We start from the raw sequence: 24,160 nt of genomic DNA on the forward strand, positions 1-24,160 counted from the left end.
GCGCCCGGCCTCAAGCGCGCGGGATGCCGCGCCAGTCATCTGCCACCTCCGCGAAGACGGCGCAGCCAGCGACGCCAGAACACGTTCTCCACTGCATTGGTCACGCGGTCGATCCGGGTCCGGAGATCACCAAGCGCTTGACCAACCGCTTCTGCGTCACGCGACGCCGCCTCGCGGCCTTCCACGGCGGCGACCTCGGCGCTGGAGCCGGCCCTGGCCGCCTCCTCGAGGGTCGCCATCAGCGCGGCCGTGGCCCGGGACTGCTCCTGGATTGCCGCCAGCACCGAGGCGGTGGCCTGCGACTGTTCCTGGGCCGCATTGGCGGCCGCGGCCGCCAATGCGGCAAGCTGCTGCACCAGGCTCTCGATCCGCGCATCGCGCGCAGCGTTCGCCGACGCAAGCCCATCCATCCGGGTTCCCAGGCTCGTCCGCGGAACCCCGGCATCGTGCTCGACGCCGACGGTGTCCTCAAGGCCGCCGATCCGGGCGGACACCAAGGCAAGCATGCGCTCGAGCCTCAAGGACGCAGCGCGATGACCCTCCCGGTCGCGGGACATGCCTTCAACGACCTGCGCGAACGCATCCGCCGCCAATGCACCATCGGTATCGCGTCGCAGCACCAGTTCAACGTCACGGTCCTGGGCGCCGGCCTCGACAACCAGACCGCGGACATCGATCTCCACCGCCGGGCGGCCACGGCTGCTCGCAAAGCGGATGGCGTCCGGGACGGACTGGTCGACGCGCTCATGGGCCGACACCACGCGACGCTGGAGATCACGCACCGCCATGCCAGCATAGGCAAGATGCGGGATGAAGTAGCTGCCGGGGACGGCCGCGGGCTCAAGCAGTATGAAGTCGATCGGCTCAGCGGGCAGCCTGAAGCCCAACGTCACGCCGTCATCGACCGCCACTACCGTGCCAGCCACGCTGCGCTCCTCCGCATGGCCCTGCCCCGCCAGCCGGTACCCCAGTCGCGGAGCAGAAGCGCCTTCGGGCAGGACGCCGGCGACGGCAAAAGCGAGCATCGACGGCAGACCCGCCGCATCGTCCGGCGCCGGACCCGCGCCTTTGTTCATCGCCCGCCGGTGCCCAGTGCCGCATCAAGGTCTGCCCGCAGGTCGGCGAGATCCTCAACGCCCACGCTGAAGCGCAGCAGGTTGTCGCCCATCCCCAGCGCCGCGCGGCGCTCGGCCGGGACCGAGCCGTGTGTCATCACCGCCGGGTGGTTGACCAGGCTCTCCACGCCACCGAGCGACTCGGCCAGGGTGAACAGCCGCAGTCGCTCGCAGACCTGCCGGGCGCCGTCGAAACCGCCCTTGATGCGCACAGAAACAATGCCGCCGCCGCCATCCATCTGTCGCGCGGCCAGCGCCTGCTGTGGATGCGAGTCCAGGCCGGGGTAGATCACCCCTTCGACCGCCGCATGCCCCTGCAGGTATTCCGCCAGCGCCAGCGCATTGTCACAATGCGCGCGCATCCGCAGGTGCAGCGTCTTCAAACCACGCAGCGCCAGGAAGCTGTCGAACGGCCCCTGCACCGCACCCACCGAGTTCTGCAGGTAGACCAGCTTTTCGCCGAGTTCGGCATTGTCACCCACCACCACCATGCCGCCGACCATGTCGGAGTGGCCGTTGAGGTACTTGGTGGCCGAGTGCAGCACCAGGTCCGCACCGTGCTCGAGCGGACGCTGCAGGATCGGCGAGGCGAACGTGTTGTCGACCACCATAATCAGGCCGCGCTTGCGTGCGATCGCGGAGATCGCCTGCAGGTCGACGATCTTCAGCATCGGGTTGGTCGGGGTTTCCACCCAGACCATGCGCGTCTTTGGCGTGATCGCGGCTTCGAAGGCCGCCGGATCGGTCAGGTCGACGAAGCTGAAATCCAGGCCCGCGCTGCGCCGGCGCACGCCTTCGAACAGGCGGTAGCTGCCGCCGTACAGGTCGTCCATGGCGATCACATGATCGCCGCTGTCGAGCAGCTCGAGCACGGTGGAAGACGCCGCCAGCCCGGACGCAAACGCAAACCCGCGGCTGCCGCGCTCAAGCCCGGCCACGCAGCGCTCGTAGGCGAAGCGGGTGGGGTTGTGGGTGCGGGAATATTCGAAGCCCTGGTGGACGCCGGGGCTGGACTGGGCATACGTGGACGTGGCGTAGATCGGGACCATCACCGCGCCGGTGGAAGGGTCCGGCGACTGTCCGGCATGGATCGCCCGGGTGCCGTGGCCCCATCGGGCGAGGTCCGCGCCCGCCTGGTCGTGATCGTCCTGCATGCCTGTATTTCCGCTGGAAAAGACCGCCAATTGTAACACTCGGCCACTCGGCCACCCGGCCCCGGCGGGCCGGAACTGACCCGCGGGTGACCCTTTCCGGCCTCAGCCAGCCCGCCGGCGCAGCCAGTTCAGCAGGTCGATCCGGGTGATCAGCCCCAGGAACCGGTCGCCATCGGTCACGATCGCCACCTTGCCGGCATCGAACACCGGCAGCAGGGCCTCGACCGGCGATTTCACGTCCAGCACTTCAAGCTTGCTGACCATCGCCGTGGATACCGGGTCGCGGAAGCGGGCTTCGTCGCCATAGACGTGCAGCAGCACGTCGGACTCGTCGAGGATGCCGGCCAGGCGCTCGCCGTCCATCACCGGCAGCTGCGAGATCTCATACAGCTTCATGCGCTGGTAGGCGGTGACCAGCAGGTCGCCGGGCGCCAGCACCACGGTGTCCTTCTGGCTGTAGGGGCGCAGGATCAGGTCGCGCAGGTCGCCATGCTGCTCGCGCTCGAGGAAGCCGTTGTCGAGCATCCAGTAGTCGTTGTACATCTTCGACAGGTACTTGTTGCCGGTATCGCAGACGAACACCAGCACCTTTTTCGGCGTGGCCTGTTCGCGGCAGTACTTCAGCGCCGCGGCCAGCAGGGTGCCGGTGGAGGAGCCGCCGAGGATGCCTTCGGTCGCCAGCAGCTCGCGCCCGGCGAGGAAGCTCTCCTTGTCGCTGATCGCGTAGGCCTTCTTCACCCGGCTGAAGTCGGAGATGGTCGGCAGGAAATCCTCGCCGATGCCTTCGACCATCCAGCTGCCGGATTTCTCGCTCAGCGTGCCCTCGTTGATGTATTCGGTCAGGATCGAGCCCACCGGATCGGCAAGGATCATCTCGACTTGGGGCGCGTGTTCGGCAAAGCAGCGCGACAGGCCGCTCATGGTGCCGGAGCTGCCGCAGCCGAAAACCACGGCATCGACGCCACCGACCTCGGCCATCTGCCGCAGGATCTCGGGCCCGGTGCCGAACTCGTGCGCGGCCGGGTTGTCGGGGTTGCCGAACTGGTTGATGAAATAGGCACCCGGGGTCTCGCGCGCGATGCGCTCGGCCAGGTCCTGGTAGTAGTCGGGGTGGCCCTTGGCGACGTCCGAGCGGGTCAGCACGACCTCGGCGCCCATGGCCTTGAGGTTGAAGATCTTCTCCCGGCTCATCTTGTCCGGGACCACCAGCACCAGCTTGTAGCCCTTCTGCTGCGCGACCAGCGCCAGGCCGATGCCGGTGTTGCCGGCGGTGCCTTCGACCAGGGTGTCACCGGGCCTGATGTCGCCGCGCTTCTCGGCGGCCTCGATCATGCTCAGGCCAATGCGGTCCTTGATCGAACCGCCGGGGTTCTGGCTTTCGAGCTTGAAAAAGAGCTCGCAGACGCCGGCATCCAGGCGCTGTGCCTTGACGATGGGCGTATCGGCGATGAGTCCGAGGACGGATTCGTGGATCGGCATGTCGGGCGACCTGTCAGTGCAAGACGGGGCGCCGATTATCGCATCGCGCGCAAACGCGCGTGCGCCGTGCGGGGCCTGTGGCAGGCCGCAAATGCGGGCGGCGGCGACCGACGAGGATGGGCGCCGCCGCCCGCGACAGCTTTTCAACCTTGTTACGTGGGGGATGCAGCGATCAGTGATCGAGCGCCTGGTACATCGTGGACAGGCGATCCTTGGCGGCAAGCTTCTCGCGCTTCATCCGCGACAGCGTGGTGTCGTCCATCGGCAGTACGCCGAGCTCGGCGTCCAGCACCTTCTTGTCGAGTTCCTTGTGGTGGTGGTACAGGCGCCTGAACTCGGGATTCTTGCTGAACAGCGCGTCGAGTTCCGTCTGGGGTTGCCCTTCGAACATGGAGACCTCCTTCAGCCTGGCCCGCGCATGCGTGCCGCGCGGGCATGCAAAAACGCCCCGGGCCTGGAGGCACGGGGCGTGTCGAGTGGAACGGCAGTGGCAGCACACAGACACGGCCCCTCGGGAACCTCCGCGGGAGCTTGCCCGCGGCGACGTTCCCATTGGAGCCGCTGCTGTCCGTCACGATGCCGTCCCTTCAGCGAGGCGGCGCCGCGTGGCGGAACCGGCCTCTTGATTCGACCCTACTCTTCCCCGGCAGGGGCGGCAAGGGCGCGGGTCGCGCCCTTCCGGACCGGGTCCGGGGAAGGTTCAGGAAGGGGTCCGGAACGGCCTCCGCACTGCGCCGGCGCGACCCCGAACGCGCTCAGCGCGGCTCTTCGAGGGACTTCAGCAGCTCGGCTTCCTGGCGTTTGAGCTCGGCCTCGCGCTCGCGGGCCGCCCGCAGGCGCGCGGCCTGGGTGCTGGCGACATCGTCCAGGACGCCCTCGGCGCGCTGACGGGCGCCGGACTCGATCTCCGCCTCGAGCCGCAGGCGCTCGGCCTCTTCAGCCTGGATCTGCGCCTGGATGCGAAGGCGCTCGGCTTCTGCGCGCGCGCGCGCGGCGTCCTGGCGGCTGGCCTCGACCAGGAGTTCGCTGCGCTCGCGGTCCAGACGCTCCACCTCGCGCCGGGACAGTTCGGTCGCGGCGGCGATCTCCGCGATCTCGGTCCGCCACTCGGCCACGTGTCGGGCATCCGTCCGGGCCTGCGCCCCGCGTGCAGCAGCCAGGGCATCGACTGCCTGGCGCGCGCGCAGGCGCTCGTAGGCCGCCAGGGACCGGCGTTCCGGGTCTGCGTCGAGTGCAAGCAGGCGGGCATCGAGCGTCGCGCGGCCTTCGTCGGCGGCCGCCGCGTGCGACTGCTGGGCCAGGGCTGAAGCCGGCAGCAGAAGGGCCGCGAGGGCCGCGGCAAGCACCAGGCGGCTCATCGCTGCTCCCCCATGCCCAGGCTCCGGCGCAGCGAAGCGACCTCGGCGCGGCGCTGGGCCAGGGTGGAATCGACCTGCGCCTGTGCGCTGCGCGCGCTGGCAAGGTCGGCCGAGGCCTCCGACAGCCCCGCGAGGGCGCGGGCATCGCGCTCCTTGCCGGCGGTCATGGCCGCCTGGGCCCGGCTCAGGGCGGTGCGGGCCCGGTCCAGGTCCTGCGGGGCGTACTGCTGGGCGTCGGCCGCATCGGCGCGTGCCACCGCCTCCCGGGCGGCCGAAAGCTCGGCCGTGGGCGGCGGCAGGGTGGCGCAGCCGGCAAGCGCGACCGCAAGAACGAGACATGCGCCATGCAGGCGGATTTGGAAGTGTGCGAAGCTTGTGCGCATAAGGGGGCCGCCGCGGGGAAAGGGGACGCACGGCCATTGTCAACAGCATCCGCCCGGATCGCAAACATCCGGTGCGGCGCGACAGGGGAATCCCACGATGGACATCGGCTATTTCCTGAAGCTGATGACGGAGAAGAACGCCTCCGACATGTTCCTGACCACCGGCGCGCCGGTGTACATCAAGGTCGAGGGCAAGCTCTATCCCCTCGGCAATACCGGCCTGCCGCCCGGCATGGTCAAGAAAATCGCCTATTCGCTGATGGACGAGGGCCAGGTGCCGCAGTTCGAACGCGACCTGGAGCTGAACATGGCGCTGTCGCTGCAGGACTCGGGGCGCTTCCGCGTCAACGTGTTCAAACAGCGCGGCGAAGTCGGCATGGTGATCCGCGCGATCCGCAGCGTGATTCCATCGATCGAGGAGCTGCAGCTGCCGCAGGTGCTGAAGGAGATCATCATGGCCCCGCGCGGGCTGGTGCTGATCGTCGGCTCCACCGGCTCCGGCAAGTCGACCACGCTGGCGTCGATGATCGACCACCGCAACAGCACCACGGCGGGCCACATCCTCACCATCGAGGATCCGATCGAATACCTGCACCGGCACAAGAAGTCGATCGTGAACCAGCGCGAGGTGGGGCTCGACACGCACGCCTTCCACAACGCGCTGAAGAATGCGATGCGCGAGGCACCCGACGTCATCCTGATCGGCGAGATCCTGGACGCGACCACGATGGAGGCCGCGATCGCCTTCGCCGAAACCGGTCACCTGTGCCTGGCCACGCTGCATTCCAACAACGCCGACCAGACCATCGAGCGCATCCTCAACTTCTTCCCCGAGGCCGCGCACAAGAACGTGCTGATGAACCTGTCGCTCAACCTCAAGGCGGTGGTCAGCCAGCGCCTTGTGGTGGGTACCGACGGCCGCCGCATGCCGGCGACCGAGGTGCTGATCAACACACCGATGATCCGTGACCTGCTGCGCCGCGGCCAGGTGCACGAAATCAAGCAGGCGATGGAGGAATCGCTGGAGGAAGGCATCGAATCCTTCGACCAGTGCCTGTTCCGCCTCTACAAGGACGGCCGGATCGAGCGCGAGACCGCGCTGCGCGCCGCCGACTCGCGCGACGGCCTGGACCTCAAGTTCCGCCTCTCCGAAGGCGGCGACGGCGAGCACGACCCCTACGCCGAGATCTTCGACACCGGCGAGCGCTGAGGCAGCCGGCGAGCTGTGGGAGCGGCCATGGCCGCGATCGCCGCTATAGCGGCTCCCACAAGGGACGCGCTGATGTAGGAGCGGCCATGGCCGCGATCGCCGCTATAGCGGCTCCCACAAGGGACGCGCTGATGTGGGAGCGGCCATGGCCGCGATTGCAGTGCCGCTTCCCCGCCGGTGCGCGTCAGCCTACCGGTGCGTCGGGCTGCCGCTCCGGCCGCGCCGCGTCGAAGGCCGGCAGCGCCAGGCAGCGTCGTTCGATGCGGTCGATGATGGGATACCTGGCCATGTCGATGCCGAAGCGGCGCGCGTTGTAGACCTGCGGCACCAGGCAGCAGTCGGCGATCGTCGGCTGGTGGCCGTCGCAGAACTCGCCGGTGGACGGATTGTCCGCCAGCAACGCCTCGAGCGCGCGGAAGCCCTTGTCGATCCAATGCTTTACCCAGACCTCGCGCTCGGGCTGGGGCACTCCCCAGTCGTGTTCGAGGTACTGCAGTACGCGCAGGTTGTTGAGCGGATGGATGTCGCTGGCCACCACCTGTGCCAGCGCCCGCACCCGTGCGCGGTCGCGCGCAGTGGCCGGCAGCAGCGGCGGCTCCGGCCACATCTCATCGAGGTATTCCAGGATCGCCAGCGACTGGCGCAGGTTGCGCTGGCCGTGCTGGAGTACCGGCACCAGTTCCTGGGGATTGAGCGCGGCAAACTCCGCGCCATGCTGTTCACCGCCGCCGCGCACCAGGTGCACGGCGACGGTGTCGTACTTCAGGCCCTTGAGGTTGAGGCCGATGCGCACGCGATAGGCCGCGCTTGAACGCCAGTACGAATGCAGGCAAAGGGTCCCGTTGCCGTTGCCAGTTCCGTCCGTCCCCATGTCGCTGTCGGCCGCCATGCTCTCCCCTTGGTCAATCCCCGCCACAACGCCCTCCGGCCGGCCGGACCCGCGCATCCGGTGCGCGCCCCGCCCTTCGCCTCAGGGTGCCGCCTGGTGCTCGATGCGCTGCTCGATGGCGCCGAAGATAGAAGCACCATCGGCATCGAACATCTCGATGCGCACCTGGTCGCCGAAGGACATGAAGGGCGTCTTCGGCGCGCCGTGCTCGAGGGCCTCGACGGTCCGCCGTTCGGCGAAGCACGAGGCACCCAGCGAGGTGTCTTCGTTGGCGATCGTCCCCGAACCAACGATGGTTCCGGCGGAAAGCGGCCGCGTCCGCGCCGCATGCGCCACCAGCTGGGCGAAGTCGAACTGCATGTCCACGCCGGCCTCGGGGGCGCCGAACCATTCGCCGTTGACGTGGGTGACCAGCGGGCGGTGCAGCTTGTTGCCGCGCCAGGCGTCGCCGAGCTCGTCCGGGGTCACGAACACCGGCGACAGCGCCGAGCGCGGCTTGGACTGCAGAAAGCCGAAACCCTTGGCGAGCTCGCCGGGAATCAGGTTGCGCAGGCTGACGTCGTTGACCAGGCCGATGAGCTGGATGTGGCCGGCGGCCTGTTCCGGCGTGGCGGCCATGGGCACGTCGTCGGTGATCACCACGATCTCGGCCTCGAGGTCGATGCCGTGCTCTTCGCTGGTCACGCGCACCGGGTCGCGCGGACCAAGGAAGCCGGCGCTGGTCGCCTGGTACATCAGCGGGTCGGTGTAGAAGCTCTCCGGCACCTCGGCGCCGCGGGCGCGGCGTACACGCGCCACGTGCGGCAGGTAGGCGCTGCCGTCGAGGAATTCATAGGCGCGCGGCAGCGGTGCCGCCAGCTGCGCAGGTTCAAGGTCGAAGCTGCCGTCGGCGCTGTCGGCATCAAGCGCGGCGGCCAGCGCGACCAGGCGCGGCGCGGCGTTCGACCAGTCTTCCAGCGCCTGCTGCAGCGTCGTCGCGATCCCGGTCGCACGCACGGCGCGCGACAGGTCGCGCGACACCACCACCAGCGTGCCGTCGCGGCCGCCCTCTTTCAGAGAACCCAGCTTCATTGCCACTCCACGAAATATGCAATCCCGCGATTGTAGCGGGGCTGCGGCGATGGTGTGGGGAGAGCATTCTTTCACCGTGGATCACGCCTTTCTCCAATCCTCCCCCTGGAACGCCCCGGCCCGATAGGTCAGGACCAGGGTGTCGCGATGCCCGTGGCCGTCGGCGGACAGCGGCTGGATGGGCGTGGATTCGTGGATGACGCGGGTGTCGTCCATCAGCAGCAGCGACCAGGGTGCTTCGAGGGTGAAGCGGTGGCCGTCCGGCCCTGCTGCGTCGAAGACGCGGGTCTCGCCGCCCTTGATGCCCTCTCGGCCGACCATGAACACGGCGACGAAGTCGACGCCGTCGCGGTGCGCGCCTTCCGGCGTCGGCCGACCGATGCCGTCACTGGTGTCGATGCGGAATTGATGGGCTTCGACGTGCCAGGGGCCGGCGTTGCGCACTCCGCTGCACAGCACGCCCAGCGCGCCCAGCAGCCGCAGCCACGCCGGCTGCGACGCAAGCTCCGGCGACAGCGGCCGGTACATGCGCTCCATGCCCCCGTGCAGTGCGTTGTAGTCCACCGACTGCCAGTGCGCACGGTGCGGAGCCTGGCGCGCTTGGCCGCCATCGACCACGAAGCACGAATGCCTGCGGCGGCGATAGCGGCCGCCGTCGCGCAGGTAGTCGTCAGCGGGAAGCGCGTCCCAACCAAGGCCCAGGCCGGCGATTGCCTCCGCGGACAGCCCGGTGACCGCCGCCACCGCGGCCGGCGACAGCACGGCATACCCCTCTTCGCGCAGGGCCTGCAGTTCACGACCCCGGGGCGTATAGGGCGGTGGGAAGATGACGGCCATGGCGATGCCCTCGACGGTTCGCGGACGACCGGTCCGGCGCCACCGTCAGCGCCGGGCCCGGAAAGCACGAAGCCCGCGCAAGGCGGGCTTCAGCATTCTGGCGATGTGGCAGCCCCGGAAGGATTCGAACCTCCGAATGCCTGAGTCAGAGTCAGGTGCCTTACCGCTTGGCGACGGGGCTATGCGGAAATTGTAACGCAGGATCGCGCGAAGCGATCCTGAATGCAGCAATCAGCGCTTCGAGAACTGCGTGGCGCGGCGCGCCTTGTGCAGACCGACCTTCTTGCGCTCGACCTCGCGGGCGTCACGGGTCATGAAGCCGGCCTTGCGCAGCTCGCTCTTCAGGGTCTCGTCGTACTCCACCAGCGCGCGGGCGATGCCCAGGCGGATGGCGCCGGCCTGGCCGGTGGTGCCGCCGCCGTGGGTCGTCACGAAGATGTCGAAGCTCTCGGTGTTCTTCGTGAGCTCGAGCGGCTGGCGCACGATCATCCGCGCGGTCTCGCGGCCGAAGAACTCGTCGAGCGGACGCGCGTTGACGGTGATGGTGCCGGTACCGCGGCGCAGGAACACGCGGGCGGTGGAGGATTTGCGACGGCCGGTGCCGTAATTCTGGGTGATTGCCATGACTTAGATATCCAGGACTTGCGGCTGCTGGGCGGCGTGCGGGTGCTCGGAACCCTTGTAGACCTTGAGCTTGCGATACATCGCGCGGCCCAGGGTGTTCTTCGGGAGCATGCCCTTGACCGAGTGCTCGATGACGCGCTCCGGGTGGCGCTCAAGCGCCTGCCCCAGGGTCTCGGACTTCAGGTTGCCGATGTACCCGGTGAAGCGGTAGTACATCTTGTCGGCGAGCTTGTTGCCGGTGACGTGGATCTTCTCGGCGTTGATCACGACGATGTAATCGCCGGTATCGACGTGAGGGGTGTAGACGGGCTTGTGCTTGCCGCGGAGGCGACGCGCGATCTCGGTGCTCAGGCGACCGAGGGTCTTGCCGGCGGCGTCGACCACGTACCAGTCGCGCTGGACGGTCTCGTTCTTGGCGGTAAAGGTTTTCATCGGGAACTCTCAGGGGTGACTGGTCGGGCTGGTTGCGCGGGCCATCGCCCTGCGGAACTTCGCCTCGCGTTTTCACGTTCAGGGAACGCAAGAGGCGGAATTGTACCGGGCCGCGCCGGGTACCGCAACTTGCCGGCGCCGGCGCACAATGAGGACATGACCACCCGCACCCTCTCCCCTATCGACCGCCTGCTGGCGGATGCCCAGAACGCCCTGGAAACCGTGGCCGGGCGGCCGCGCGCCGAACGCCCGAACCCGGGCGCCACCGAGCCCGAGGTCGAGCTGGATGCCACCGAACGCCGCCACGCCGCCGGGCTCATGCGCATCAACCACGTCGGCGAGGTCTGTGCGCAGGCGCTGTACGTCGGCCAGGCCACCGTGGCGCGCGACCCGGCCACCCGGGCGCACCTGCTGGAGGCGGCTCAGGAAGAGACCGACCACCTGGCCTGGTGCGACGACCGCCTGCGCGAACTGGACAGCCGGCCGAGCATCTTCAACCCGCTCTGGTATGCCGGCAGCTATACCATCGGCCTGCTGGCCGGTCTGCGCGGCGACGGCTGGAACCTCGGCTTCGTGGTCGAGACCGAACGCCAGGTTGAAGCCCACCTCGAAGAACACCTGCAGACGCTGCCCAATGCCGACCTGCGCAGCCGCGCCATCCTCGAAACCATGAAGGCCGACGAAGCCCGCCACGCCGACAACGCCGAGGCCGCCGGCGCCCGCATCCTGCCGCAGCCCATCCCGACGCTGATGGCGGCTGCATCGAAGCTCATGAAGACCGTCGCCTACCGCGTCTAGGCTGAAACCAGCTTCAGGCCGATCACGCCGGCGACGATCAACCCGATGCACGCCAGCCGTGCCGGCGAAGCGCTCTCGCCCAGCGCCAGGATGCCGATGGTCGCGACGCCCACCGCGCCGATCCCGGTCCAGGTTGCATACGCGGTGCCCACCGGGATCACCTTCAGCGCCTGGGTCAGCAACCACAGGCTGATCGCCGCGGTCACGATCGTCCACACGCTGGGCCACAGGCGTGTGAACCCTTCGGTGTACTTGAGTCCGATCGCGAAGCCGATCTCGAACAGGCCGGCGAGCAGCAGGTAGATCCATGCCATGGGGCGTTTCCTCGGTGGATGCAATGAAAAACGGCCCGGAGCCTTCGCTCCGGACCGCCGTCGGTCGTCGTGCGCGGGGCCAGGCCCCGCGTGCGGGTCGTCCCGCACTGGTGGATCGTCGCTGCATCCTGCCAGCGCCGCGTCGAACGCCGCATAACCGGCGGCGCCCGATGCCAGCGACGTTCACTCGACCAGGTTGCGCCCGTGGAACAGCTCCTCGATCTCGCGCTTGAGCAGCGCCTCGATCTTCATCCGCTCCTTGAACGACAGGTTGCGCGCCTTCTCTTCGAACAGGTACTGGTCGAGGTCGAAGTCCTTCAGGTGCATCTTGGTGTGGAAGATGTTTTCCTGGTAGACGTTGACGTCGAACTTCTCGTAGCGCGTCTTGACGTTCTTGGCCAGGAAGTCCTGGATCGAATTGATCTTGTGGTCGATGTAGTGCTTCTTGCCCTTGATGTCGCGGGTGAAGCCGCGCACCCGGTAGTCGGCGATCACGATGTCCGACTCGAAGCTCTCGATCAGGTAGTTCAGCGCCTTCAGCGGCGAGATCACGCCGCAGGTGGCGACGTCGATGTCGGCACGGAAGGTCGCGATGCCCGCCTGCGGATGCGTTTCCGGATAGGTGTGGACGGTGATGTGGCTCTTGTCCAGGTGCGCGACCACCGCGTCGGAGATCACGCCCTTGGCGTCGGCCTTGTCGATCACCGGCTCTTCCGAGATCAGGATCGTCACCGAAGCGCCCTGCGGATCGTAGTCCTGGCGCGCGATGTTGAGGATGTTGGCACCGATGATCTCGGCGACGTCCGTCAGGATCTGCGTCAGCCGGTCGGCGTTGTATTCCTCGTCGATGTATTCGATGTAGCGCTGGCGCTCGTCCTTGGAGACGGCGTAGCACACGTCGTAGATGTTGAAGCTCAGGGCCTTGGTGAGGTTGTTGAATCCCTGTAGTTTCAAGCGAGGCAGCGGTTTGACCACGTCGTGCGGACCCCGGTTCGGGCGGAAAGTCCGCGAGTATGCGGCAAAGGAGCCGCGGCTGCGACCGGGCAGCGGCCCGAGGCGCCCCCAGGGGGTATCAACGGTTTGCCGGATGCGGCCTGACGGCCTACTCTTGCTTCATCCCCCGTTCAACTTCTTCATGACTATCAGCCCTGTGGCCATAATCAGCATCGTCAAACGCCCCCTGCATCCACTCATGCCATCACCGGCGACGATCGAGCGCTTCCTGGCGCACTGCCATCGTCGCCGCTATCCGCCCCGCACCGAGGTCTTCCGCCCGGGCGACCAGGCCGGGACCATGTATTACGTGGTCAGCGGTTCGGTCAGCATCATCACCGAGGAGGACGACGGCCGCGAACTGATCCTGGGCTACTTCGGCCCCGGCGAGTTCGTGGGCGAGATGGGACTGTTCATCGAATCCGACGTCCGCGAGGTGATCCTGCGCACGCGGGTGCAGACCGAGCTGGCCGAGATCAGCTACGAGCGCCTGTACCAGCTGTTCGACGGCTCGCTGTCGGGCGACGCCACGCAGATCATGTACTCGATCGGGGCCCAGCTCTCGCGGCGCCTGCTCGACACCAGCCGCAAGGCCGGCCGCCTGGCCTTCCTCGACGTCACCGACCGCATCACCCGCACCCTGCACGACCTGACCCGGGAGCCGGAGGCCATGAGCCACCCCGACGGCACCCAGCTTCGGGTCTCGCGCCAGGAGCTGGCGCGCCTGGTCGGCTGCTCGCGCGAGATGGCCGGACGCGTGCTCAAGAAGCTGCAGATCGACGGCAAGCTGCACGCGCGCGGCAAGACCATCGTGCTGTTCGGCACCCGCTGAGCCGGATGGTCGCGTTCGAGCCCCGCGGGGTGCTTCCGGACGCCGACCTGCGCTGCGCTTCGTCGATCGACGCCGACGATGTCGCCGCCCTGCTCTGCGAACTCGGCTATCCCTGCGACACCGCGGATGCCGCCCGCCGGATCGCGGTGATCAGCGGCGACGACCGCCAGGCCCTGGTGGTGGCGCGCTGCGGCGGCATGGTCACCGGGCTGATCGCGCTGGACTTCATGTACTACCTGCCGCTGGACACCACCACGTGCCGGATCACCGCGCTGGTGGTCTCGCCCGATGCCCAGGGCCGCGGGCTCGGCCGCCAGCTGTTGCGCGAAGCCGAACGCCGCGCGCGGGCCGCCGGCGCGGCGCGGGTCGAACTGGCCAGCGGCTCGCAGCGCACCGACGCCCACGCCTTCTACAGGGCCTGCGGCTTCGGCGACGGCACCCTGCGCTTCATCAAGCGCCTCGGCGACGCCTGAGTTCCCGCACGGCCACGTCGCCGGCCGGCGACGCCGACCAGGACCGTGCGATTCGTGGGAGCGGCTATAGCCGCGATTGCAGCGCCGCCGTACCCTGCGTCTCTTCCACGGACGGGCGCGTACGACGCCGGAACGACCTGCACATGGCAGACCTGCTCGACAGCCATTTCCTCCTGTTCGTGGCCATCGGCCTGTGCGCCCAGCTCATCGACGGCGCACTGGGCATGGCCTATGGCCTGGTGTCGTCCTCGATCCTGCTGGCCATGGGCATGCCGCCGGCGGCGGTGAGCGCGAGCGTGCACACCGCCGAGGTGTTCACCACCGGCGTTTCGGGTGCCGCCCACGGCATCCTCGGCAACGTCGACCGCAGGCTGATGCTGCGCCTGGCCGCGCCCGGCGTGGTCGGCGGCGTGATCGGCGCCAGCCTGCTCAGCCGGATCGACGGCGAGGCGATCAGGCCATGGATCCACGGCTACCTGTTCGTGCTTGCGCTGCTGATCCTGCTGCGCGCGGCCGGGCGCCGGCTGCCACGGGGCGAGGTGAAGCGCGTGGGCGTGCTCGGCTTCGTCTCCGGACTGCTCGACGCCATCGGCGGCGGCGGATGGGGGCCGATGGCCACGTCCACCCTGCTCGCCCGGGGCGGCGAGGCGCGGACCAGCATCGGCACGGTCAGCGCGGCCGAGTTCGTGGTCACGCTGGCGATCTCGATCACGTTCCTGCTCTCGATCGGACTGGAGCACTGGCAGGTGATCCTCGGCCTGCTGGTGGGGGGCGTGATCGCGGCACCGCTGGCGGCGCTGCTGGTGCGCCACGTCCGCGAGCGACTGGTGTTGTTCGCGGTGGGCGGCCTGGTGCTGGCGATCTCGGGCGTCCAGACCTGGCTGGCACTGGCAGGCTGAAGCCCCGCCAATCGCCAGCCTGGCTTCAAACGCGGTCGGCCGGCAGCGTTCCGCCGACGCCGGCGGTGACCGGCTCGCCGCCGCGGCCGGGGCAGCCCCAGTTGAGGATCGGCGTGCCCGGCGGCAGTGCGCGGCGGAAGCGTTCGATCGAGCCCTGCTTGGGATTCACCACCACCGGCCGGCGCGCGCCGAGCAGCAGCGGCAGGTCGGCCCAGGAGTCGGAATAGGCGGCGTCGATGTCGCTCCAGCCCAGCTCGCGCAGCATCCGCATTTTTTCTTCGTTGTGGCAGTGCCGCGCGGCGACAACGGCGCCGAAGCGCGGGCCGGCCAGGGTGCCGACCACCGGCACGTCCTCGTGGGCGACGAAGGACAGGATCGCGCGTGCCAGCTCCGGCGGCGCGCCGGTCGCCACCACCACGCGATCGCCCCGATTCCGGTGGGCGTGGAACACCTCGAGCGCCACCGGCAGCAGGCGTCCGCGGATGTCCTCGGCGTGCCTGGCGACGTAGGCATCGATCAGCGCATCGAGTTCACGCACGCGGCTGAAGCCGACGGTGCCGGCCCAGACAAAGCCGGAGATGCCCATGCGTCGCGTCGGCAGGAACGCGACCATCGGGCCGAACACCGGCGCCAGCAGCAGCGCCAGCAGCCGGCGCCACCAGGCCCGCTTGATCAGCCAGGCAAACAGGTGGCTGCCGGAGTCGCCGTCGTACAGGGTGTGGTCGAAGTCGAAGACGACCAGCGGGGCGTCGTCGCGCGGGGTCCGGTAGCGGCGCGCTTCGCCGGGATTCGCCGCTGTAGCGGCTCCCACAGGACCATCGCGACCCGCCTTTGCGGGAGCGGCTCCCGCCTTTGTGGGAGCGGCCATGGCCGCGATCGGGTCGCCGCTCACGCGTCGAACATCCCGCGCAGCGCGGCGCCGGGATCCGGGGCGCGCATGAAGGCCTCGCCCACCAGGAAGGCATCGATGCCGGCGCCGCGCAGCAGCGCGACGTCGTCCGCCGTCATGATGCCGCTCTCGGTCACCAGGCGGCGGCCCGGCGGCGCCTGCGCCTTCAGCGCCAGCGTCGTGTCCAGCGAGACTTCGAAGCTGCGCAGGTCGCGGTTGTTGACGCCCAGCAGCGGCGCGCGGCCATCGACCATCGGCAGGCGCAGCGCGCGCTCGAACTCGATGGCGTCGTGCACCTCGGCCAGCACGTCCATGCCCAGCTCCAGCGCCTGTACGCAGAGGTCGTGCAGGCGCGCATCGTCCAGGCCGGCGAGGATCAGCAGGACGCAGTCGGCGCCAAGCACGCGGGCCTCGTCGACCTGGTAGCCGTCGACGATGAAGTCCTTGCGCAGCACCGGCAGCGCGCACGCCTCGCGCGCCTGCCGCAGGTAGTCATCCGCGCCCTGGAAGAAGTCGACGTCGGTCAGCACCGACAGGCAGGCCGCGCCGCCGGCCTCGTAGCTGCGCGCGATCGCCGCGGGATCGAAGTCGTCGCGGATCACGCCCTTCGACGGGCTGGCCTTCTTGACCTCGGCGATCACCGCGGCGTGCCCGGCGGCGATCTTCGCTTCAAGCGCGGCCGCGAAGCCGCGCACCGGCGGCGCGTCGGCCAGGCGCATGAAGATCTCGGCACGCGACACCTGCAGCTTGCGCTCGGCGACCTCTTCAAGCTTGCGCGCAAGGATGCGCGCGAGCACGTCCGGCGCCTGGACCGTGCTCATGCCTGGCTCCCTTCAGCCGGCCCGCCGGCATCGATCGCGGCTGTAGCCGCTCCCACCGCAGAGCCCGCAGCCGCCGCGGGAGCGCTTGTGGGAGCGCCTGTGGGAGCGCCTGTGGAAGCGCCTGTGGGAGCGCTTGCGGGAGCGCCTGTGGGAGCGGCCATGGCCGCGATCGCGCCGTTGCCCAGCGCGCGGGTGGCGGCGACGAATTCATCAAGCTTCGCCTTCGCCGCACCCGACGCGATGGTCGCGTGCGCCAGCTCGACGCCGCTGGCAATCGAATCGGCCACGCCCGCGACGTACAGCGCCGCGCCGGCGTTGAGCGACACGATCCGCCCCGGCAGGCCGTCGGCGTCGCTGATCGCCTCCAGCACCATGGCCTTCGACTCCTTCGCGCCATCGACCTTCAGGTTGCGGCTGGCCGCCATCGGGATGCCGAAGTCTTCCGGATGGATCTCGTACTCGCGCACCTTGCCGTCGCGCAGCTCGCCAACCAGCGTCCCGGCGCCAAGCGAAATCTCGTCCATGCCGTCGCGGCCCCAGACCACCAGCGCGCGCTCGGCGCCCAGCTCCTGCAGCACGCGCACCTGGATGCCGACTAGGTCGGCGTGGAACACGCCCATCAGGATCGCCGGCGCGTCGGCCGGATTGGTCAGCGGCCCGAGGATGTTGAACAGCGTGCGTACGCCCATCTCGCGACGCACGGGCGCCACGACCTTCATCGCCGGGTGATAGGCCGGCGCGTACATGAAGCCGATGCCGGTGCGCGCGATGGAGTCCGCCACGGCGTCGGGCGGCAGCTCGATCGTCGCGCCAAGGGCTTCGTAGGCGTCCGCGCTGCCCGAGGTCGACGACACGCTGCGCCCGCCGTGCTTGGCCACGCGCCCGCCGGCGGCCGCGATCACGAAGCTCGAGGCCGTGGAGATATTGAAGGTGTTGGCGCCGTCGCCACCGGTGCCGACGATGTCGACCAGATGCGTGCGGTCCGCGACGTCCACCTTGCGCGCAAGCTCGCGCATCGCGCGCGCCGCGCCGGTGATCTCGCCCACCGTCTCCTTTTTCACCCGCAGCCCGATGATGATCGCCGCGGTCATTAGCGGCGACACCTCACCGCGCATCATCTGGCGCATGAGGTCGAACATCTCGTCCTCGAAGATCTCGCGGTGTTCGATGGTGCGCTGCAGGGCTTCCTGGGGGGTGATGGGCATGGTCGGGAACTGGCTTCTGTCGGCGATGGGGGGATGCCGGGAGCGCGGCGCGGGGACCGGCGGCGGCCTCAGGCGTCGAGGAAATTCTTCAGCAGCGCAAGGCCGTGCTGGCTGAGGATCGACTCCGGATGGAACTGCACGCCCTGAACCGGGTGCGTGCGGTGGCGCAGGCCCATGATCTCCTCGCGGCTGCCGTCGGCGTTCCTGGTCCAGGCCGTGACTTCAAGGCAGTCCGGCAGGCTTGCCTGCTCCACCACCAGGGAATGGTAGCGCGTGGCCTCGTAGGCGTCCGGCAGCCCGGCGAACACGCCGCTGCCGGCGTGGTGGATGGCCGAGGTCTTGCCGTGCATGATCCGGCCGGCGCGCACCACGCGGCCGCCGTAGGCCTGACCGATGGCCTGGTGGCCGAGGCAGACGCCGAGGATCGGCGTGGTCGCGCCCAGGCGCCCGATGAGCTCCAGCGACACGCCCGCCTCGTTGGGCGTGCACGGGCCGGGAGAGATCACGATGTGGCTCGGCGCGCGCCGCGCGATCGCGTCCACGCTGAGCGCGTCGTTGCGCACCACCTCCACCTCGGCGCCCAGCACCTGCAGGTACTGCACGAGGTTGAAGGTGAAGCTGTCGTAGTTGTCGATCATCAGCAGCATGGCTGCGTGGCTCCGCCGGGTGGCGACCGGGGCCTCCCAAGCCGCTTATTCTCGCCCAAAGCCGACGGTGCGCGCGCATTCACACGCACGCGGCGCGCGCATGGCTAGCCTGTCCCGACCGCGCCCACCTGCTCCCGCCAGGCGGTCCGTCCAGCCACAGGAGGGGACTGACATCGTCGCGACCAAGGCACGCCTCCCGCCCGTTCGCGGTGCGGCTGCGCCGGCTGCGTTGCTGCTTGCAGCGTGCGCCGGCCCGCAGTCGGCGCTCGATCCCGCGGGGCCGTCCGCGGCCGCCATCGCCAGCATCTGGTGGGCGATGTTCTGGGGCGCGCTGGCCGTCTGGTTGCTGGTCATGGCGCTGGTCACCCGCGCGCTGTACCGCGGCCGCAATACGCGCGCGTTGCCCCGCCCCGAGCGCCTGATCGTCGGCGGCGGCCTGGTGCTGCCGCCGGTGCTGCTGGCGGGCCTGCTGGTGTATGGCTCGGTCTCGAGCGCGCGCATCACCGGCGCGGCGGACCAGGTCGATGCGCGCATCGAGGTCGTGGCCGAACGCTGGCGCTGGCGCTTCCGCTACCTGGACGACAACGGCCGGGTGGTGGCCGAATCGCTCGACACGCTGTCGCTGCCGCGCGGACGCATGGTCGAGTTCCACATCACCAGCAAGGACGTCATCCATTCGTTCTGGATCCCGCGCCTGGGCGGCAAGGTCGACGCCATCCCCGGGCGCGTGAACCTGCTGCGCCTGCGCGCCGACCGCGGCGGGCCGGTCCGCGGCCAGTGCGCCGAATACTGCGGCACCGGGCACGCGGTCATGGCCTTCGACGTCCTGGTGCATGGCGACGCGGCGCACGCGGCGTGGCTGGCCGAGCGGGCGGGCGACGGGAGCGCGCCTTGAGTACCGTAACCAGGGCCGCTGCGGCGGGCGACATGGACGCGCGCCTGCGCGCGCTGCACGCCGTGTGGAGTTCGCCACCCGGGTGGCGAGGCCGCCTGACCGCGGTCAACCACTCCACCATCGGCCTGCGCTTCATCGTCACCGGCCTGGCGTTCTTCCTCATCGGCGGCCTGCTGTCGATGTTCATCCGGCTGCAGCTGGCCTGGTTCGGCAACGAGGTGCTGGATCCGCAGCGCTACGCCGAATTCGTGACCATGCACGGCACCACGATGATGTTCCTGTTCGCGGTGCCGGTGATGGAAGGCTTCGCGCTGTACCTGGTGCCGAAGATGATCGGCGCGCGCGACCTGCCCTTCCCGCGGCTGTCGGCGTTCGGCTACTGGTGCTATCTGTTCGGCGGCCTGTTCCTGTACTCGAGTTTCCTGTTCGACGCGGTGCCGGATTCCGGCTGGTTCATGTACGTACCACTCACCGACTCGACCTGGTCGCCGGGACTCAACGCAGACTTCTGGCTGATCGGCGTGACCTTCTCCGAGATCGCGGCGGTGGCGGCGGCGGTGGAGATGATCGTCGCCATCCTGATCAGCCGCGCGCCGGGCATGGACCTGCGGCGCATCCCGCTGTTCGCATGGGCGATGCTGGTCACGTCCTTCATGATCGTCTTCGGCTTCCCGCCGCTGATCCTCGCCAGCATCCTGCTGGAGGTGCAGCGCGCCTTCGACTTCGTGTTCTTCGATGTCGCGCGCGGCGGCGACCCGCTCCTCTGGCAGCACCTGTTCTGGCTGTTCGGCCACCCGGAGGTCTACATCATCTTCCTGCCAGCGGCGGGCGTGGTGTCGATGGTGGTGTCGACCTTCGCGCGGCGGCCGATGGTGGGCTACACCTGGGTCGTGCTGGCACTGGTGGCGACCGGCTTCCTCAGCTTCGGGCTGTGGGTGCACCACATGTTCACCGTCGGCATCCCGCTGCTGGCGCTGGCCTTTTTCAGCGCCGCGAGCATGGCGGTGGCGATCCCGATGGGCATCCAGGTGTTCGCGTGGATCGCGACGCTGTGGGCGGGGCGACCCTGGCTGCGGGTGCCGACGCTGTACCTGTTCGGGTTCTTCTTCGTCTTCGTGCCGGGCGGGCTCACCGGCGTGATGGTGGCGATGGTGCCCTTCGACTGGCAGGCGCACGACAGCCATTTCATCGTCGCGCACCTGCACCACGTTCTGATCGGCGGGCTGATGTTCCCGCTGTTCGCGGGCCTGTACTACTGGCTGCCGCTGACCAGCGGGCGCGAGCCGTCCGAGAGCCTCAGCCGCACCGCGTTCTGGCTGGTGTTCATCGGCTTCAACCTGACCTTCCTGCCGATGTACCTGACCGGCCTGCTGGGCATGCCGCGGCGGGCTTACACCTATCTGCCCGAACTCGGTTTCCATTGGCTCAACCTGGTGTCGACCGCGGCGGGCTTCGTGCTCGCGATCGGCATGGTGGCGGTGCTGCTGGACGTCGCGCTCAGCTTCCGCCACGGCCCCCGCTGCCGTCGCAACCCCTGGCGCGCCGGAACGCTGGAATGGGCGATGCAGGCGCCGGTCCCGAACTTCAACTTCGCCTCGGTCCCCCAGGTGCAGGGCCGCGATCCGCTATGGGCCGACCCGCTGCTCGCCGAGGCCAGCGCGCGTCCCGACGGCCTGCTCGGCGATGCCAGCCACGGGCGTCGCGAAGTGCTCGGCACCGGCCTGCTCGACGCAAAGCCGGAGCAGGTGATCCGCATCTCCGGTCCGACCTGGCTCCCGCTGCTGGCCGCGATCGCGCTCGCGGTAGTGCTGGCCTGCTTCATCGCCAAGGCCTACTGGTTCGCGCTGGCGACGGTGGTTCCGCTGCTGGCGCTGCTCTGGCGCTGGGCGTGGACCACGGGCCATCCCGGAGCACCCGCGATGCTCGAGGCCGGACCGGGAATGACGCTCCCCAGCCAGTACGCCGCGCGCAACGCACCTGGCTGGTGGGCGCTGGTGATCTCGCTGCTGGTCGACGGCTCCCTCTTCGCTTCGCTTGTCTTCAGCTATTTCTATCTGTGGCTGGGCACTGAAGCCTGGCCGCCTGCTGGCCTGGGCGCGTCGTCGACGGGCTTGGCGGTGGTGGCGCTCGTGCTGCTCCTGGCCTGCGCGGCGGCGACGCGATTCGCCGTCCGCGCATTGCGGCGCGACGACCGGCGTGTTGCCGCGCTCTGCTGGCTGGCCGCGGCCGCCTTCGGCATGGTCTTCGTGATCACGCACGGCTGGGCACTGCTGCCTTCGGGCCGACCGCAGGTGCACGCCTATGCCTCCGTGGCCTGGACCCTGGCCGGCTTCCATGCCGTGCACGTGGTGATCGCCGCCCTGTTCGCGGTCTTCGTGGCCGCGCGCCTGCACCGCGGACTGGTCACTCCGGACCGCCCGCTGGAATCGCGCGTCACCGCCGCGCTGTGGCGCTACACCGTGGCGCAGGGGCTGCTGGCCTGGGCCGTCCTGCACCTGTTCCCGAGGCTGGCATGACCGGTCCGCTGTCCCCATACCGGCTCACCGGCATCGCCGCCCCCATGGTGGTCTGGGCACTGCATTTCGTGGCCGTCTACTCGCTGCAAGGCGTGGCCTGTGCCGAAGGCCTGGACCGCATCCGCTTCGCCGGTGCAGAGGCGCTGGCGTGGTGGCTGTCCGGCCTGACGGTGGTCGCCCTCGCCGCCCTTGCCTGGCTGGGCCTGCGCGCATTGCGCGCCTGGCGCGACGCGCGGCCCGGCAGTGACGCTCCGGCGCAGGCGGCACGACGCCGCTTCACGGCCGCGACCACCGGCGCGCTCTCGGCGATGGCGACCGTCGCGGTGTGCTTCACCACCATCCCCGTCCTGCTGCTGCCCGGGTGCGCCTGACATGCGCCGCTCGCTGAAACAACCAACGCCACCGCAGCTCACCCGCACCGTCGAAAGCCGGGTGGCGATCCGCAAGCATCCGGTGCATCCCATGCTCGTGGTGTTCCCGATCGCGTTCCTGTCGGTGGTGGCGCCGCTGGACCTGCTGTACCTGTGGAGTGGACTGCCGTTCTGGGCGCAGATGGCCGGCGTGCTCAATGTCGCGGGGCTGCTGATGGGCCTGGTGGCCGGCGCCGTCGGCACGGTCGACCTGCTGATGATCCGCGTGGTGCGCCGGCACGTCTCGGCCTGGAGCCATGCGATCTCGGCCGTGACCCTGCTTGCGGTCGCCGCGGCCAACACCTGGCTGCGCTGGCCTGACCCGGTGGCGGCGGTCTGGCCGTGGGGCCTGCTGCTGTCTTCGGTGATGCTGGTGTTGGTGGGCGTCGCCGGCTGGCTGGGCGGCGGGCTGAGTTTCCACCACGGCATTGGCGTGGCCGGACACGAGGGCGGCGAAGACCGTGGACCGGATGCGCCGCCGGAAGCCTGATCCCGCGCGGACGGCGTGCGCGTTCCGCGAATCAGGGACGCGCCGTGGCCCCCGGCGGCGGCGGCAGATCGCCGACCGTCGTCGGCTTGGCTCCGGTGAGCGCGGCGACCGCGAGCACGATCACCAGCGGCGTCCAGCCGAGGACGCGGTAGAAACCGACGCCGTGGCGCTCGCGCCCCTGCCCGAGTTCGTACAGCACCATTCCCATGTACAGGTGCAGCAGCACCGCGCCGGTCACCACCACCAGCTTCATCACCAGCCACGCGCCGCTCGGGCCGAAGGCGATCAGCACCGTGCCCGAGAGCACGGCGACCAGGGCCGCCGGCGTGGCCAGGCGGAAGAACACCATATTGGCGGCGACGTTGAAGTAGGCCGCGGCGCCATCGCGCTGGCCGCGGTGGCGCGCCACGAACAGCCGCGGCAGGAAGAACAGGCCCGCGAACCAGAGGACCATCGCCGACACATGCAGGATCTTCAGCCAGAAATACACGGTGCGCCCCCGACGGGTTCGCGCCAGTGTGCACGCGCGGGTGCGAAGCGGTCGTGGTGGTCGCAGATGGGGTTCGCCGCCCTCGCGCTGCCGGCCGGGCCGGTGTTTGCCCATGCCGGCCACGAACACCCGCCGACGCTGGTCACGGCCTGGACGCCCTCACCCTGGCTGCTGCTGCCGCTGGCGGCCTGGACGCTGCTCTACGCGGCCGGCCTGCGACGCCTGTGGGGCCGCGCCGGCATTGGCGCCGGCGTCGGGGTCGGGGGCGTGGCCACGGCGGCGACCGGCGTGCTCGTGCTGCTGCTCTCCACCACCTGGCCGCTGGATGCCTATGGCGAGTGGTCGCTGGCCGCGCACATCGCCCAGCACATGCTGCTGATCGCCTTCGTGCCGCCGCTGCTGCTCGCGGGACAGCCCCTGGCCGTCGCCGCGCATGCCCTGCCCGCGCGCGTCGCGGGAAGGCTTCACCGCGCGCTTGGTGCCGCGACCTCGCGCGCCACTGCCGCGCTCACCATGGCCTCGGTCGTGCACGGCGCGGTGCTCCTGACCTGGCACCTGCCGGTCGCCACCACCCTGGCGCTGGAAAGCGACCCGGTGCACTGGGCGATGCACGGAAGCTTCCTCGCCTCGGGTCTCTGGCTGTGGTCGGCGATGTGGCGCCGTATCCGCGATCCGCACGTTGGTGCCGGCGCCGGCGTGGTGGCGATGGTCGCGGTGATGATGCAGATGGGCTTCCTCGGCGCGCTGCTGACCTTTGCCGCGCGACCGCTGTATCCGATCTATGCCGAACGCGCGCCGCAGCTTGGACTGGACGTCATGGCCGACCAGCAGCTGGCCGGGGTGCTGATGTGGGTGCCGAGCTGCATCCCCTACCTCTTCGGCGCGATGTGGCTGCTGTACCACGGCTTCGCGCGGCTGGCGCGACGTGGGGCCTGA

The 24,160-nt window shown here is 69.4% G+C and carries 27 protein-coding genes, 1 tRNA gene and 1 pseudogene; 10 read left to right on the forward strand and 19 right to left on the reverse strand.

Annotated elements, in window-relative coordinates; translation table 11 throughout:
* Positions 1–35 precede the first annotated feature (35 nt).
* From WCD84_RS08495 to WCD84_RS08520, 6 genes are all read right to left on the reverse strand, one after another.
* Positions 36–1,076, reverse strand: a complete 1,041-nt coding sequence (locus tag WCD84_RS08495; RefSeq protein WP_343281079.1) for a hypothetical protein — start codon at positions 1,074–1,076, stop codon at positions 36–38.
* Positions 1,073–2,269, reverse strand: coding sequence for a trans-sulfuration enzyme family protein (locus WCD84_RS08500; protein ID WP_343281080.1), 1,197 nt, complete (start codon positions 2,267–2,269; stop codon positions 1,073–1,075). Before WCD84_RS08500 ends, WCD84_RS08495 begins: the two co-directional genes overlap by 4 nt.
* A gap of 102 nt (positions 2,270–2,371) precedes the next feature.
* On the reverse strand, positions 2,372–3,748 hold the full coding sequence (locus WCD84_RS08505) for a pyridoxal-phosphate dependent enzyme (protein WP_343281081.1): 1,377 nt from the start codon (positions 3,746–3,748) through the stop codon (positions 2,372–2,374).
* Positions 3,749–3,920: 172 nt separating this feature from the next.
* Positions 3,921–4,139, reverse strand: a complete 219-nt coding sequence (locus WCD84_RS08510) for a YdcH family protein (RefSeq protein ID WP_343255042.1) — start codon at positions 4,137–4,139, stop codon at positions 3,921–3,923.
* A gap of 364 nt (positions 4,140–4,503) precedes the next feature.
* Positions 4,504–5,106, reverse strand: coding sequence for a hypothetical protein (locus WCD84_RS08515; RefSeq protein ID WP_343281082.1), 603 nt, complete (start codon positions 5,104–5,106; stop codon positions 4,504–4,506).
* Positions 5,103–5,489 carry a DUF4398 domain-containing protein gene (locus tag WCD84_RS08520; RefSeq protein ID WP_343281083.1) on the reverse strand — a complete coding sequence of 129 codons (387 nt, stop codon included), beginning with the start codon at positions 5,487–5,489 and terminating at the stop codon, positions 5,103–5,105. Before WCD84_RS08520 ends, WCD84_RS08515 begins: the two co-directional genes overlap by 4 nt.
* 97 nt (positions 5,490–5,586) lie before the next feature.
* Between WCD84_RS08520 and WCD84_RS08525 the strand changes: the two genes are divergently transcribed.
* Complete coding sequence (locus WCD84_RS08525) at positions 5,587–6,699, forward strand: PilT/PilU family type 4a pilus ATPase (protein ID WP_343281084.1); 1,113 nt, start codon at positions 5,587–5,589, stop codon at positions 6,697–6,699.
* A gap of 184 nt (positions 6,700–6,883) precedes the next feature.
* Here WCD84_RS08525 and maiA read toward each other — a convergent pair whose 3' ends face one another.
* From maiA to rplM, 6 genes are all read right to left on the reverse strand, one after another.
* The gene (gene maiA, locus WCD84_RS08530) at positions 6,884–7,588 is read right to left on the reverse strand and encodes a maleylacetoacetate isomerase (protein ID WP_343281085.1); all 705 of its coding nucleotides are present in this window, start codon (positions 7,586–7,588) and stop codon (positions 6,884–6,886) included.
* 81 nt (positions 7,589–7,669) lie between these two features.
* Positions 7,670–8,659 (reverse strand): fumarylacetoacetate hydrolase family protein, encoded by a 990-nt coding sequence (locus WCD84_RS08535; RefSeq protein WP_343279507.1) that lies wholly within the window; start codon positions 8,657–8,659, stop codon positions 7,670–7,672.
* Positions 8,660–8,740: 81 nt separating this feature from the next.
* Complete coding sequence (locus WCD84_RS08540; protein ID WP_343281086.1) at positions 8,741–9,496, reverse strand: 2OG-Fe dioxygenase family protein; 756 nt, start codon at positions 9,494–9,496, stop codon at positions 8,741–8,743.
* 106 nt (positions 9,497–9,602) lie between these two features.
* Positions 9,603–9,677, reverse strand: a tRNA-Gln gene (locus WCD84_RS08545).
* A 50-nt stretch (positions 9,678–9,727) separates the two neighbouring features.
* Entirely contained in the window at positions 9,728–10,120 is a 393-nt protein-coding gene (gene rpsI, locus WCD84_RS08550; RefSeq protein WP_343255049.1) for a 30S ribosomal protein S9, read from the reverse strand.
* Positions 10,121–10,123: 3 nt separating this feature from the next.
* Positions 10,124–10,552 (reverse strand): 50S ribosomal protein L13, encoded by a 429-nt coding sequence (gene rplM / locus WCD84_RS08555; RefSeq protein WP_343255050.1) that lies wholly within the window; start codon positions 10,550–10,552, stop codon positions 10,124–10,126.
* Positions 10,553–10,708: 156 nt separating this feature from the next.
* On the opposite strand from rplM, the gene coq7 reads away from it, so the two are divergent.
* On the forward strand, positions 10,709–11,350 hold the full coding sequence (gene coq7, locus WCD84_RS08560; RefSeq protein WP_343281087.1) for a 2-polyprenyl-3-methyl-6-methoxy-1,4-benzoquinone monooxygenase: 642 nt from the start codon (positions 10,709–10,711) through the stop codon (positions 11,348–11,350).
* Here coq7 and sugE read toward each other — a convergent pair.
* Positions 11,347–11,664 carry a quaternary ammonium compound efflux SMR transporter SugE gene (sugE, locus tag WCD84_RS08565; RefSeq protein WP_343281088.1) on the reverse strand — a complete coding sequence of 106 codons (318 nt, stop codon included), beginning with the start codon at positions 11,662–11,664 and terminating at the stop codon, positions 11,347–11,349. The two genes, coq7 and sugE, sit on opposite strands and share 4 nt — an antisense overlap.
* 183 nt (positions 11,665–11,847) lie before the next feature.
* Positions 11,848–12,639, reverse strand: coding sequence for an adenosylmethionine decarboxylase (speD, locus tag WCD84_RS08570; RefSeq protein WP_343281089.1), 792 nt, complete (start codon positions 12,637–12,639; stop codon positions 11,848–11,850).
* Between the two features lie 217 nt (positions 12,640–12,856).
* Between speD and crp the strand changes: the two genes are divergently transcribed.
* From crp to WCD84_RS08585, 3 genes are all read left to right on the forward strand, one after another.
* Complete coding sequence (gene crp / locus WCD84_RS08575) at positions 12,857–13,489, forward strand: cAMP-activated global transcriptional regulator CRP (RefSeq protein WP_343255054.1); 633 nt, start codon at positions 12,857–12,859, stop codon at positions 13,487–13,489.
* Positions 13,490–13,518: 29 nt separating this feature from the next.
* Positions 13,519–13,962, forward strand: a complete 444-nt coding sequence (locus WCD84_RS08580) for a GNAT family N-acetyltransferase (RefSeq protein WP_343281090.1) — start codon at positions 13,519–13,521, stop codon at positions 13,960–13,962.
* A gap of 143 nt (positions 13,963–14,105) precedes the next feature.
* The gene (locus WCD84_RS08585; RefSeq protein ID WP_343281091.1) at positions 14,106–14,861 is read left to right on the forward strand and encodes a sulfite exporter TauE/SafE family protein; all 756 of its coding nucleotides are present in this window, start codon (positions 14,106–14,108) and stop codon (positions 14,859–14,861) included.
* A gap of 25 nt (positions 14,862–14,886) precedes the next feature.
* Here the strand turns inward: WCD84_RS08585 and WCD84_RS08590 are convergent, their stop codons facing one another.
* From WCD84_RS08590 to WCD84_RS08605, 4 genes and pseudogenes are all read right to left on the reverse strand, one after another.
* Positions 14,887–15,753, reverse strand: coding sequence for a haloacid dehalogenase-like hydrolase (locus WCD84_RS08590; RefSeq protein ID WP_343281092.1), 867 nt, complete (start codon positions 15,751–15,753; stop codon positions 14,887–14,889).
* On the reverse strand, positions 15,750–16,571 hold the full coding sequence (gene trpC / locus WCD84_RS08595; RefSeq protein WP_343281093.1) for an indole-3-glycerol phosphate synthase TrpC: 822 nt from the start codon (positions 16,569–16,571) through the stop codon (positions 15,750–15,752). Before trpC ends, WCD84_RS08590 begins: the two co-directional genes overlap by 4 nt.
* A gap of 182 nt (positions 16,572–16,753) precedes the next feature.
* A pseudogene (gene trpD / locus WCD84_RS08600) lies at positions 16,754–17,776 on the reverse strand (anthranilate phosphoribosyltransferase); the annotation flags it as partial.
* A 68-nt stretch (positions 17,777–17,844) separates the two neighbouring features.
* Positions 17,845–18,423: an anthranilate synthase component II gene (locus WCD84_RS08605; protein ID WP_343281094.1), complete on the reverse strand. Its 579-nt coding sequence runs from the start codon at positions 18,421–18,423 to the stop codon at positions 17,845–17,847.
* 229 nt (positions 18,424–18,652) lie between these two features.
* On the opposite strand from WCD84_RS08605, the gene coxB reads away from it, so the two are divergent.
* From coxB to WCD84_RS08625, 4 genes are read left to right on the forward strand one after another with little or no spacing between them, the layout of a single operon-like run.
* A complete protein-coding gene (gene coxB, locus WCD84_RS08610) occupies positions 18,653–19,318 on the forward strand; it encodes a cytochrome c oxidase subunit II (protein WP_343255060.1) in 666 nt (221 codons plus the stop codon).
* Entirely contained in the window at positions 19,315–21,834 is a 2,520-nt protein-coding gene (ctaD, locus tag WCD84_RS08615; protein WP_343281095.1) for a cytochrome c oxidase subunit I, read from the forward strand. Before coxB ends, ctaD begins: the two co-directional genes overlap by 4 nt.
* The gene (locus WCD84_RS08620; protein ID WP_343255062.1) at positions 21,831–22,205 is read left to right on the forward strand and encodes a hypothetical protein; all 375 of its coding nucleotides are present in this window, start codon (positions 21,831–21,833) and stop codon (positions 22,203–22,205) included. Before ctaD ends, WCD84_RS08620 begins: the two co-directional genes overlap by 4 nt.
* A 1-nt stretch (position 22,206) precedes the next feature.
* Positions 22,207–22,734, forward strand: coding sequence for a DUF2231 domain-containing protein (locus tag WCD84_RS08625; protein WP_343255063.1), 528 nt, complete (start codon positions 22,207–22,209; stop codon positions 22,732–22,734).
* A 31-nt stretch (positions 22,735–22,765) separates the two neighbouring features.
* Here WCD84_RS08625 and WCD84_RS08630 read toward each other — a convergent pair whose 3' ends face one another.
* Positions 22,766–23,224: a CopD family protein gene (locus tag WCD84_RS08630; RefSeq protein WP_343255064.1), complete on the reverse strand. Its 459-nt coding sequence runs from the start codon at positions 23,222–23,224 to the stop codon at positions 22,766–22,768.
* A 66-nt stretch (positions 23,225–23,290) separates the two neighbouring features.
* Between WCD84_RS08630 and WCD84_RS08635 the strand changes: the two genes are divergently transcribed.
* Entirely contained in the window at positions 23,291–24,160 is an 870-nt protein-coding gene (locus WCD84_RS08635; protein ID WP_343281096.1) for a cytochrome c oxidase assembly protein, read from the forward strand.

This window comes from Luteimonas changyuni (assembly GCF_039548395.1).
In the GTDB taxonomy this organism is placed as follows: Bacteria; Pseudomonadota; Gammaproteobacteria; order Xanthomonadales; family Xanthomonadaceae; genus Luteimonas.